Annotated in this window: 11 protein-coding genes; 1 reads left to right on the top strand and 10 read right to left on the bottom strand. The window is 67.2% G+C overall.

The features are described 5' to 3' along the window. Nucleotides 1-44 precede the first annotated feature (44 nt). From AC07NY_RS19305 to crcB, 7 genes are all read right to left on the bottom strand, one after another. Nucleotides 45-665, bottom strand: a complete 621-nt coding sequence (locus tag AC07NY_RS19305) for a glutathione S-transferase family protein (RefSeq protein WP_494585157.1) — start codon at nt 663-665, stop codon at nt 45-47. A 47-nt stretch (nt 666-712) separates the two neighbouring features. Further along, entirely contained in the window at nt 713-2,713 is a 2,001-nt protein-coding gene (locus AC07NY_RS19300; protein ID WP_494585156.1) for an acetyl-CoA carboxylase biotin carboxylase subunit, read from the bottom strand. A 255-nt stretch (nt 2,714-2,968) separates the two neighbouring features. Continuing rightward, nucleotides 2,969-3,421, bottom strand: coding sequence for a hypothetical protein (locus AC07NY_RS19295; RefSeq protein ID WP_494585155.1), 453 nt, complete (start codon nt 3,419-3,421; stop codon nt 2,969-2,971). A gap of 278 nt (nt 3,422-3,699) precedes the next feature. Further along, nucleotides 3,700-4,377: an HAD-IA family hydrolase gene (locus AC07NY_RS19290; RefSeq protein ID WP_494585154.1), complete on the bottom strand. Its 678-nt coding sequence runs from the start codon at nt 4,375-4,377 to the stop codon at nt 3,700-3,702. A gap of 68 nt (nt 4,378-4,445) precedes the next feature. Then, the gene (locus AC07NY_RS19285; protein WP_494585153.1) at nt 4,446-4,946 is read right to left on the bottom strand and encodes a hypothetical protein; all 501 of its coding nucleotides are present in this window, start codon (nt 4,944-4,946) and stop codon (nt 4,446-4,448) included. Nucleotides 4,947-5,050: 104 nt separating this feature from the next. Next, nucleotides 5,051-6,319, bottom strand: a complete 1,269-nt coding sequence (locus AC07NY_RS19280) for an RluA family pseudouridine synthase (RefSeq protein WP_494585152.1) — start codon at nt 6,317-6,319, stop codon at nt 5,051-5,053. After that, nucleotides 6,316-6,699: a fluoride efflux transporter CrcB gene (crcB, locus tag AC07NY_RS19275; RefSeq protein ID WP_494585484.1), complete on the bottom strand. Its 384-nt coding sequence runs from the start codon at nt 6,697-6,699 to the stop codon at nt 6,316-6,318. Before crcB ends, AC07NY_RS19280 begins: the two co-directional genes overlap by 4 nt. A gap of 116 nt (nt 6,700-6,815) precedes the next feature. Here crcB and AC07NY_RS19270 point away from each other — a divergent pair, with 116 nt between their 5' ends. Next, a complete protein-coding gene (locus tag AC07NY_RS19270; RefSeq protein WP_494585151.1) occupies nt 6,816-7,160 on the top strand; it encodes a hypothetical protein in 345 nt (114 codons plus the stop codon). Between the two features lie 5 nt (nt 7,161-7,165). On the opposite strand, the gene AC07NY_RS19265 is transcribed toward AC07NY_RS19270, so the two are convergent. Genes AC07NY_RS19265 through AC07NY_RS19255 form a run of 3 tightly spaced genes read right to left on the bottom strand, consistent with a single transcriptional unit; the run spans nt 7,166 to nt 10,088 of the window. Then, complete coding sequence (locus tag AC07NY_RS19265; protein ID WP_492286598.1) at nt 7,166-7,345, bottom strand: hypothetical protein; 180 nt, start codon at nt 7,343-7,345, stop codon at nt 7,166-7,168. 2 nt (nt 7,346-7,347) lie between these two features. Next, nucleotides 7,348-8,655: a replication-associated recombination protein A gene (locus AC07NY_RS19260; protein ID WP_494585150.1), complete on the bottom strand. Its 1,308-nt coding sequence runs from the start codon at nt 8,653-8,655 to the stop codon at nt 7,348-7,350. Further along, a complete protein-coding gene (locus AC07NY_RS19255) occupies nt 8,652-10,088 on the bottom strand; it encodes a Do family serine endopeptidase (RefSeq protein WP_494585149.1) in 1,437 nt (478 codons plus the stop codon). Before AC07NY_RS19255 ends, AC07NY_RS19260 begins: the two co-directional genes overlap by 4 nt. Nucleotides 10,089-10,152 lie beyond the last annotated feature (64 nt).

The following is a 10,152-nucleotide window of genomic DNA, read 5'->3' as shown; positions in this document are numbered from 1 at the left end:
ATCATGCCAGCGGCAACGCATTGATCAAGCGGGTCGTTGCGACCTCACGCGATCGGCAACGGCAACGCGGCCTGCGCCGCCGGTCTCGCGAAGAGCGTTTCATACCAGCGCTGGACCTGCGGCCGCGCGATCCGCTCGACCGGCATATTGAGCCAGCGATGCGCGCCACAGCCCGCCGCGATATCGGCCATGCCGAAGCGCTCGCCTGCCAGGAACGGCCGATCCGCCAATTGAGCCTCGAGGATGGCCATCAGCGCCTCGGCACGGGCCACGCCCTCGGCGATCACCTTCGGCTCGGTGAAGGCCGGGACCTTGCGCACCACGCCCCAGAGCACCGGCGCCAGCGCCGGCTGCAACTCGGACTGCATCCAGTCGATCCAGCGATCGGCCAGCACCCGCCGCGCCGGGTCCTCCTCCCAGAGCACGCCCGAGGCATAGCGGGCCGCGAGATAGCGCAGGATGCTGCTCGATTCCCAGAGGACGAGCTCGCCATCGCGCAGCACGGGAATCTGCCGGTTCGGGTTCATCGCCACGAATTCGGGCGTATCGAGCCCGCCGAACGGCCCGCCGACATCGATGCGCTCGAAAGCCTGTCCGGCTTCGCCCGCGGCCCAGACCACCTTCTGGACGTTGATCGAGCTCAACCGCCCCCAGATCGTCAGCATGACAGATTCCTCAATCGCATCGCCCGCCGGAAGCGGCAGCGATATCCTCAGGCGAATTCCATGATGACGGCGTCGACCGCGAGGGAGTCGCCCTCCTTCGCCAGGATCTTGGCGATGGTGACGTCCTTCTCGGCGCGCAGCACGTTCTCCATCTTCATCGCCTCGACCATGGCGAGCGGCTCGCCCGCCTTGACCTCCTGCCCGACCGTGACCCCGATCGACTTGACCAGGCCCGGCATCGGGCAGAGCAGGAACTTGCCGGTATCGGCCGCGACCTTCTCCGGCATCAGCGCGGCGAGTTCCGCCTCGCGCTGCGTATAGACATGGGCATTGGCATAGGCGCCGGCATGGCCGAGCGCGACGCCGTTCAGGATCGGCCTGACCTGCGCCGCGACCTTCACCCCGTCCAGCGTGCCGTGCCAGACCGGCTCGCCCGGCACCCAGTCGCTGGCGACGCTGACGCTGCGGCCCTGGAAGGCGATAACCACCGCCCCGCCCCGCTCCGTCACCTCGCCCTCAAAGCGCTCAGGCCCGAGCTGCACGATGCGCAGGCGGTCGAAGGAGACCTTGCGCCAGCCTTCCATCTGCGCCGAGACGTTGCGCTTGCGCTGGTTCATGCGGTGGTCGCAGGCGATGGCGATCGCCGCCATGCGCTGCGCCGTCTCGCCCTGCGGCACCGGCAGCGAGAAGCCCTCGGGGAACTCCTCGGCGATGAAGCCGGTGGAGAGATTGCCGGCAATCCAGCGCGGATGCTGCATCACCGCGGCGACAAAGGGGATGTTGTGGCGGATACCGTCGATGGCGAAAGCATCGAGCGCGCGCGCCTGCGCCTTGATCGCGGCCTCGCGCGTCGGTGCATGCGTGACGAGCTTCGCAATCATCGGGTCGTAATAGATCGAGATCTCGCCGCCCTCGAAGACGCCGGTGTCGTTGCGCACCATCGCCTCGCCATCCGGCCCCTCGCTCGGAGGCCGATAGGTCACGAGCCGGCCGGTCGAGGGCAGGAAGTTGCGGGTCGGATCCTCGGCATAGACGCGGCTCTCCACCGCCCAGCCATCGAGCTTCACATCCGCCTGCGTGATCGCGAGCTTCTCGCCGAAGGCCACGCGGATCATCTGCTCGACGAGGTCGATGCCGGTGACCATCTCCGTCACCGGATGCTCGACCTGAAGACGGGTGTTCATCTCGAGGAAGTAGAACGACTTGTCCTGCCCGGCGACGAACTCGACCGTGCCGGCCGAGTCGTAGTTCACGGCCTTGGCCAGCGCGACCGCCTGCTCGCCCATCTTCTTGCGGGTCGCCTCGTCGAGCAGCGGCGACGGCGCCTCCTCCAGCACCTTCTGGTTGCGGCGCTGAATCGAGCATTCGCGCTCGCCGAGATAGATGACGTTGCCGTGCTTGTCGCCGAGAACCTGGATCTCGATATGGCGGGGATCGACGATGAACTTCTCGACGAAGACGCGGTCGTCGCCGAAGGAGGACGCCGCTTCCGACTTGGCACGGGCGAAGCCCTCCGCCACCTCAGCCGAAGAATGGGCGATGCGCATGCCCTTGCCGCCGCCGCCGGCCGAAGCCTTGATCATCACGGGATAACCGATCTCGTCGGCGATGGTCACGGCATGCTCGGGGCTCTCGATGATGCCGAGGAAGCCCGGCACGGTGGAGACCTTGGCCGCGGCCGCCGCCTTCTTCGATTCGATCTTGTCGCCCATAGCCGCGATCGCGCCGGGATTGGGGCCGATGAAGACGATGCCGTTATCCTTCAGTGCCTGGGCAAAGGCCTCGCGCTCGGACAGGAAGCCATAGCCGGGATGCACGGCCTCAGCGCCCGTTGCTTTGCAGGCATCGATGATCTTGTCGATCAGCAGATAGGACTGGGCGGCGGGTGCGGCGCCGATATGCACGGCCTCGTCGGCCATCTCGACATGCAGCGCATCGCGATCCGCGTCCGAATAGACGGCGACCGTCTTGATGCCCATCCGCCGCGCCGTCTTGATGACACGGCAGGCGATCTCGCCGCGGTTCGCGATCAGGATCTTCGAGAACATGCGCGGCCACTCCCGGCTTCAGACCAGACTGCAATAGCCGGGGTCTATGGGATGCCGCAACTGCCGTCCACCGATGCGAAAGTCGGCTATAGGCCAAGCCGTTGTGCAAGGATGCACAGGCTCGGGCGCCGAGTTAATCGCGGGAGCGCCTCCCCAACGCCGTCATGCCCGGCCCTGACCCGGGCATCTTTCACCGGAAGGGGCTCCCTCTTCCGGCCTGAGCTTCCCGGGTCAAGCCCGAGATTGACGCCTAGCTCAGCTCGCGAGCAGGACGATGCGCGGGGCGGCGCCGACGCCGGCCCGGATCACATCCTTCGCCGCGCCCTTGGCGAAGGCGAAGGCGAGCAGCGTCTCGTCGCAATGCTCGGCCTCACGAACGATCTCGCTGGCGATGCGCTGGGCCGTCGCGGTGGGCCCCTCGCCGGCCGAAAGCGTCGTCACCAGCCAATGCGCCTTGTCGCGGTCGATCACACCGGTCGGGCGGTTCTCCCAGACGGCGAAGTCGACGACCAGCGCCACGAGGTAATCCGCGTAAGCCTTGCAGTTGAGCGGCACGGCTCGGTCGAGCGCGATGAGAACATCGACGATATCCCGCGTGATGACGATATCGCTCAAGATGTCACGGTGAAGCATCTTGACGTCTTCTTCGTCGATCGCGCGGCGATCCATCACGCGATCGACGAATTCACGAAGCTCATGATCCATCATGTTCGAACCCCTGTCCGGCGTTGTTTTGTGCCGGTACGTTCCTGCTGTGGGAACACCATGCACCCCGCCTCGGCATCAGGTGGTTAATGCGCAAATCTGAACGGTTATTCAGGTTAAACGGAACTGAGTCGGCGTGGTTGCGAGGATGTTACTGGGCCGCGGCATGTTGCCGGAATCCTCCCGGCGAACGGCAGCGGCCGAACGCCCGGACAGCAAGCCGCACAGGCAGGTTCGGACGGCGATGAATCCCGCCTGGAAAGGCAAAGCTTCGGGCGGCTCTACGCCGCCACGGCCTTGGACAATCCCAGCGCCGCCGGCAGCTCCGGGAACGCGCGCAGGACATGCCGGGCGCCAAGCGAGACGAGCTTCTCGACCGGCTGGAAGCCCCAGGACACGGCGACAGGCACCACGCCGGCAGCGACCGCCATCTCGATGTCGAAGGAGCTGTCGCCGACCATCGCCGTGCGCGCGGGCGCAGCTCCCGTCTCCGCCATCGCCCGCTGGATCATGCCGGGATGCGGCTTCGAGGGCGCATCGTCGGCCGACTGCACCGTGTCGAACAGCCCCTGCCAGCCATGCCGGGCGACGATGAACTCGGCGCCCTTGCGCGACTTGCCGGTGGCGACGCCGAGCTTCAGCCCGCCATGGCGCTTGAGTTCCGCCAGCGTTTCCGCGACGCCTGCGAAGAGCGGCTCGTCCAGCGACGGATCGCTCTCCGCCTGCACCCGCATCGCGCTGAAGACCTGGCGATAGGTCTCGGTCAGCAAATCGTCCGGCTCGGCAAGCCCGGCGAGCTGCGCCATCGCGATATCCAGGGTCAGTCCGACGATGCCCAAGCCCGCCTCACGTCCCGGATGAACCCGCCCGCAGCGCCTGAAGGTCTCATACTGCGCTTCGAGGATGATCGCCTCGGAATTGATCAGCGTGCCGTCGAGATCGAAGATGATGAGGTCCATCCCGGCGCTTTAGCCCGGATCGCCCCGGCAATCCACTGCAGGCCCGGCATGGCTCCATCCCACGAAGCTCAGCCCTTGGCCTCGCGGGCACAGCTCTCCACCGCCTTGCGCAGATCGGCGCCATCGAGCCCCTTGCCCCGCGCCTCCTTGCGGCATTCGGAGCGCTGCGCGAGGTCCGGCCGCTTGCCGTTGAAGCAGGCGGTCAACGCCGCGATGCGCGTGGAACCTTCCAGCTTGCGCGCGTCGACCTCTTCCTTGCAGGCGGCCCGCGCCGCGACCGCGGTCGGCTTGCCATCGCGGGTCACGCCGTCACGGGCATAAAGCTGGACGCCCGGGAACTTGCCCTGCATGCAGATGCGCATCGCGGCGCGCAGGTCGTCACCGGTCAGAGCGACATTCTCGGACACGCAATCCTGCCGGGCCTTGGCCCGCTCAGCCCGCGGAATCGGCTCATCCGCAGATGTCGCAGCAGGTGTCGGCGCAGGCGCTTTGGCCGGCGCGGCATTCTGCGCCTGTGCGGCTCCGCCAAGGCCGAGAACGAAGGCGGTAACGATCAAAACCGAACGCATGGTCAGCCCCTCCGATGACGAGAACATAGTTAGAACAGAAAGCGTTTTGTTCCGCAACTGTTCTCTTACGTTTCGTCATCACCCGAGGAGAGGCAAGAGAGGCGTCACTCGTCCGGTGCCTCGACGATCGGGTCGTAAGGCGCGTCGTCGAAGCCGAGCAGGTTCCAGCTCTGGCGCATATGCGGCGGCAGCGGCGCGCTGACATCGATCGTGCCCTTGCCGCGCGGATGCGGCAGCACGATCCGCCGCGCCAGCAGGTGCAGCTTGTTCTGGATGCCGCCCGGCAGCTCCCAGTTCTGGATGTTGAAGTATTTGGGGTCGCCGATGATCGGATGGCCGATATGGGCAGCATGAGCGCGCAATTGATGCGTGCGCCCGGTCACCGGCTTCAGCGAGAGCCAGCCGAGCTTCTGCGCCGCCGTCTCGACCACCGCATAGTAGGTCACGGCATGCATCGCGCCATCGTCGCCATGCTTGGCGACGGCCATGCGCTGGTCGCCGTCATAGGCCTCTTCGCGCGCGAGATAGGTCGAGACCCGGCCCTGGCGCACGCGCGGCACGCCCGCGACCAGCGCCCAGTAGACCTTGCGGGCCGAGCGCGAGCGGAAGGTCTTGGCCAGCGTCGCCGCCGCGAAGCGCGACTTGGCGATGACGAGGCAGCCGGCCGTGTCCTTGTCGAGGCGATGGACGAGGCGCGGCTTCTGCCCGTCCTTGGCCGTCAGCGCTTCCAGCATCTGGTCGACATGGCGCGTCGTGCCCGAGCCGCCCTGCACGGCGAGGCCGGCCGGCTTGTTGAGGACCATGACGTCGTCGTCTTCATAGAGCGTGATCGAGCGCAGGAAACCGATCGTGTCAGCATCGGCCTTGGCCGAGCGCGGGCGCTCCGCCTGTTCCTCCAGCTTCAGCGGCGGGATACGTACGGTCTGGCCCTCGCTGAGCCTGTCCTTGCTATCGGCGCGCTTGCCATCGACGCGCAACTCGCCCTTCCGGACGATGCGCTGGATATGGCTGAAGGAGAGCTGCGGGAAACGCGACTCAAGGAAGCGGTCGATCCGCATCTCGTTCTCGTCGGGCGTAACCACGAGCTGCTGCACGCCGGTCGAGAGCACCTTGGCGGTCTCGGCCTTGACCTCGGCACGGGTCGGCTTGGGAGCTTCCTCCACGGGCCGCGGACGGACAGCGCGCTGCACGCGCTCCTCGCCGCCGGCCGGGCGCGCCGCAGCGCGGCGCCGGGCATCATGGCTCGGCCGCTTGCCGCGCGGAGCGCCGGCCGATGGCGGCTTGCCGCCACGAGGGGAGTTGCCGGCACCCTTGCCGCCCGTACCTTTGCCGCCAGCGCCCTTGCTGCCGGGGCCTTTGCCGCCCGTCTTCATGACATGCTCCGCATCACAGCAAGACCACCGACCAGCGCCGCCAGCGACAGCACGACCGAGCCGATCACATAGGTGGCAGCCAGCATCGCCTCGCCGCGCTCCCAGAGCAGGACGGCATCGAGCGAGAAGGCCGAAAAAGTGGTGAACCCACCGAGGATGCCCGTCGCCAGGAAGAGGCGCAGGTCCTGCGGCATGCCTTCGCCGGCGCGGAAGGCAAACCAGCCGGCGACCAGGCCCATCAGCGCCGAGCCGATGACGTTGATGGCCATGGTCCCATAGGGAAAGCCCATGCCGAACCAGCGCGGCGACACGACATTGATGCCGTGGCGCAGGGCGCCGCCGATGCCGGCGCCTACAAAAACGAAAGCGGTGGAGATCATCGCTGTGGAATAGAGCGCACAGCCGCCTTGCACAAACGAAATCCGCCGCAATTGCACGGCTTCCGTGCAGCCGGGCATCAGCAATGCGCCCGAAAGCAGCGATGGGAATGCAAACGATGGGTCTTCGGTCTCAAATCGGCAAAGCGGGGCTCGCCGCCGCCATGGTCGCCCTCACCAGCACAGCCGTCCTAGCACAGCAGAGCAGCGGCACGGACTGGCCGACGGAGAAATGCAACCGCTACAAGAAGGCCTATGACCAGTCGATCGCCTATCTCGGCAAGAAGGGCCTGGGCGCTGAGTTCCTTGCCAGCCACGATGCCTTCCTGGCTTCTAACTGCCAGGCCCGCGCCGAGGTCTGCGCGCGCAGCAAGGAGGAGCTGGAGCTGGCCAACCGGCTCGTCCTGATGGCGATGAACAGCGGCATGTCCGGCACCTTCCTGCCGTTCACCTGCCGCCGCTGAACCAGCTACCGCCCCCGCCGCTGCCGCAGCCAGGGATGCACATAGAGCTCGAAGGCGATGGTCAGCACGATGAAGACCAGCGCGATCACGAAGGCCACGACCCAGTAAGAGACATCGTCCTTCGGGACGAACCAGCCCGCGATAATCGAGGGCACGATCAGGAGCAGGCGCGCCAGCAATTGCATCCCTACTCTCCCCGCTCCTGCCGCAGCCGTTCCCAGTATTCCAGCCGCTTGCGGATTTCGCGTTCGAAGCCGCGCTCGGGCGGATCGTAGAAGCGCTGTCGGCCGAGCGCATCCGGCCAATAGTTCTGTCCGGAGAAGGCGTCGGGCTGGTCGTGGTCATAGGCGTAGTTGGCGCCGTAGCCCTCCTCGCGCATCAGCTTGGTCGGCGCGTTGAGGATGGTCTTGGGCGGCGTCAGCGAGCCCCGCTCCTTCGCGACCCGCACGGCCGCCTTGTAGGCGTTATAGGCCGCGTTCGATTTCGGCGCGGTCGCCAGATAGATCACGCAATTGGCGAGCGCGAGCTCGCCCTCGGGGGTGCCGAGCTGCTCATAGGTCTGCGCCGCGGCGCGGGCATGCAGCAGCGCCTGCGGATCGGCGAGCCCGATATCCTCGACGGCCATCCGCACCAGCCGCCGCGCCAGGAAGCGCGGATCTTCGCCGGCATCGAGCATGCGCGCGAAATAATAGAGCGCCGCGTCCGGGTCGGAGCCGCGGATCGTCTTGTGGAGGGCAGAAATCAGGTTGTAGTGCCCGTCCTGCGTCTTGTCATAGATCGGCGCACGGCGCTGGACGACATCGGAGAGGCCGTGCTCGTCGAGGATTTCACCGGGCTTCGCGGCCCGCCAGATTTCCTCGGCCAGCGTCAGCACGGCACGCCCGTCGCCGTCGGCGAAACGCGCCAGCGCCAGCCGCGCTTCCGGCGTCAGGGGCAGTTCGCGGCCTTCCAGAACCTCGGCCCGGCCGAGCAGGAAGAGCAGTGAGCCCTCGTCCAGCGACTTGAAGGTCAGCACCCGCGCCCGTGACAGCAGAGCCGCGTTGAGCGCGAAGGACGGATTTTCCGTGGTCGCGCCGATCAGCGTGATCGTGCCGTCTTCCATGACCGGCAGGAAGGCGTCGAGCTGGGCGCGGTTGAAGCGATGGATCTCGTCGACGAAGAGCAGCGTGCCCCGGCCGCCGAGCCTGCGCCCGCGCGCCGCCTCGAACACCTTCTTGAGATCGGCGACGCCGGAGAAGATCGCGCTGATCTGCTCGAAGCCGAGATCGACGAGCCCCGCGAGCAGCCGCGCCACCGTCGTCTTGCCGGTGCCGGGCGGGCCCCAGAAGATCAGGCTGCCGACCGTGCCGGAGGCGACGAGCCGCGTCAGCGCGCCGTCTGGCCCGGTCAGGTGCTCCTGCCCGGCGACCTCGGCCAGCGTCGTCGGCCGCAAACGGTCGGCAAGGGGCCGTGGGCCGGACTTGTCCAGCCCCGAGGCTGCGAACAGGTCGCTCACCCCGGGAAGACCGAGGTGATCGTCTGGCCGTTGCGGATGATCGTCACCTCCCAGGCGCGTTTGCGGTCCTTGAGGATCGATTCGACCTCGCGCGAAGTTGTCATCTGCTCGCCGTTCAGCGCCTTGATCATGTCGCCCTTCAGGAAGCCGACATTGGCGGCTGTGCTGCCCTCCTCGACCTCGCTGACGACGACGCCCTCGTTGCCGGTATCGACCGAGAGCTCCTCGGCCAGCGCCGGCGACATGTTCCCGACGGTCAGGCCGGCGAGCGGCGAGCGGCTGGTCAGCTTCACCATGTCGCGCGGCCGGGTCTCGGGCGCGGCGACGAGCTTCACCGGGATCGAGATGCGCTTGCCGGCGCGCAGCACGGTCAGCATCGTCGTGCCGCTGATCGGCCGGGTGGCGAAGCGGTAGCCGAAGGATTCGGGATCATCGACCGCAAAGCCGTCGACCGAGAGGATGACGTCCGAGCGCTTCAGGCCGGCCTGGTCCGCGGGGCCCTTCTCGACCACGCTGGCGACGACGGAACCAGCCGGCCGGTCGAGCCCGAGCCCATCCGCGACATCGGCCGTCAGGACCTGTAGCCGCGCCCCGAACCAGGGACGCTTCACCGTCTTGGCGCCGCTCTTGGCGCTCTCGACGACAAGGCGCACCATCGCCGAGGGAATAGCGAAGCCAATGCCGACGCTGCCGCCGGTGCGCGAATAGATCGCGGTGTTGATGCCGACGACGCGACCCTTCATGTCGATCAGCGCGCCGCCCGAATTGCCGGGATTGATCGCCGCATCGGTCTGGATGAAGGACTGCGCGTCGCCGACGCCGATCTGCGTGCGCGCCAGCGCCGAGACGATGCCCTGCGTCACCGTCTGGCCGACGCCAAAGGGATTGCCCATGGCGAGCACGATGTCGCCGACCTGGAGCTCGTCGGTATCGGCGAGCTCGATCGCGGTCAGGTTCTTCGCGTCGGCGAGCTTGAGCACGGCGAGATCGGTCCGCGGGTCGCGCAGCAGGATCGTCGCCTCGACCTCGCGCTTGTCGGCGAAGGCAACCTTCACCTCGCTCATATTCTCGATGACGTGGTTGTTCGTGACCACGAGCCCTCCGCCGGCATCGACGATGACGCCGGAGCCCAGCGAGCGCTGCACCCGCTCGCGCGGCACGCCGAAGCCGCCATCGCCGAAGAAGCGGCGGAAGAACGGATCGTCCATGAAGGGGTTCTGCGGACGCTTCTCGACGCGCGCGCCATAGACGTTCACGACCGCGGCCTGCGTCTGCTTGACCAGCGGCGCGAAGGAGAGCGTCACCTGCTCGCGCGTCTCGGGCACCTGGCGCTGCTGGGCGACAGCCGGCGATGTCGCAACGCCCGCCATCAGGGCACTAGCGAGAGCCGCTGCCGCCAAAGCCGTCCTCTTGCCTGCAAAGCGATGGGTCATGCTCATCCTCATCCTGACGCCCCGCGTCCGCGGGGGCATCCTCGCTGCATCTTGCCGGAGCTAT

The organism is Allobosea sp. GW821-FHT09G06, assembly GCF_059416005.1.
The sequence above is the reverse complement of the archived record's forward strand: the minus strand, read 5'-3'. Positions and strand labels throughout refer to the sequence as shown.

Coding starts and splice junctions, on each gene's coding strand:
- AC07NY_RS19305 (WP_494585157.1), bottom strand. CDS start 665: ATGCTGACGATCTGGGGGCGGTTGAGCTCGATCAACGTCCAGAAGGTG.
- AC07NY_RS19300 (WP_494585156.1), bottom strand. CDS start 2,713: ATGTTCTCGAAGATCCTGATCGCGAACCGCGGCGAGATCGCCTGCCGT.
- AC07NY_RS19295 (WP_494585155.1), bottom strand. CDS start 3,421: ATGATGGATCATGAGCTTCGTGAATTCGTCGATCGCGTGATGGATCGC.
- AC07NY_RS19290 (WP_494585154.1), bottom strand. CDS start 4,377: ATGGACCTCATCATCTTCGATCTCGACGGCACGCTGATCAATTCCGAG.
- AC07NY_RS19285 (WP_494585153.1), bottom strand. CDS start 4,946: ATGCGTTCGGTTTTGATCGTTACCGCCTTCGTTCTCGGCCTTGGCGGA.
- AC07NY_RS19280 (WP_494585152.1), bottom strand. CDS start 6,319: ATGAAGACGGGCGGCAAAGGCCCCGGCAGCAAGGGCGCTGGCGGCAAA.
- crcB (WP_494585484.1), bottom strand. CDS start 6,699: ATGATCTCCACCGCTTTCGTTTTTGTAGGCGCCGGCATCGGCGGCGCC.
- AC07NY_RS19270 (WP_494585151.1), top strand. CDS start 6,816: ATGGGTCTTCGGTCTCAAATCGGCAAAGCGGGGCTCGCCGCCGCCATG.
- AC07NY_RS19265 (WP_492286598.1), bottom strand. CDS start 7,345: ATGCAATTGCTGGCGCGCCTGCTCCTGATCGTGCCCTCGATTATCGCG.
- AC07NY_RS19255 (WP_494585149.1), bottom strand. CDS start 10,088: ATGACCCATCGCTTTGCAGGCAAGAGGACGGCTTTGGCGGCAGCGGCT.